The organism is Acinetobacter sp. AC1-2 (assembly GCF_016124155.1).
GTDB lineage: Bacteria > Pseudomonadota > Gammaproteobacteria > Pseudomonadales > Moraxellaceae > Acinetobacter > Acinetobacter calcoaceticus.
The window spans coordinates 1-410 of sequence record NZ_JABFFO010000024.1; the positions used below are offsets into that span (position 1 = coordinate 1).

1 protein-coding gene is annotated in these 410 nt (G+C 62.7%); it reads left to right on the plus strand.

Going from position 1 to position 410, the window contains the following annotated elements:
- The coding region (locus HL290_RS18745; protein ID WP_265091546.1) for a hypothetical protein at window positions 1-248 on the plus strand (248 nt) is incomplete at its 5' end.
- Window positions 249-410: the final 162 nt, after the last annotated feature.

The following is a 410-nucleotide window of genomic DNA, read 5'->3' on the forward strand; positions in this document are numbered from 1 at the left end:
AACCGCAGGTGCTCTACGCAATCGACGTCGCAGCTTTCGGCGGACCGACGTCCGAAGCGGCGATCGACTACGCCGCCCAGCGCGGTTCCTGCGCCCGAACGCTCCAGCTCTCCGCACTCGCCGTTGCCGGGGTGTCCGCCTTGTGCTTGGCCATTTTGGGGACACTGTATGGAGTCAGCCGCTCGATCCGGGCACGTATAAGGCGAATCCATGCATTTGTCCGCATCCGGACGAAGGAGCGGGTGTGAAAGAAGAGACTGCCAGACCTATCCGCTTCGCGCCGATTGCAAAGGACCCTTCCGACGACCGCGACCTGACCTCAGCCATAGAGCGGCTGGTGCAGAGGGAAGCTCGTCTCCTGCGGCGCACTGAGCACGTCGGCGTTTTACTGAGCCTATTGGTTGTGGTCG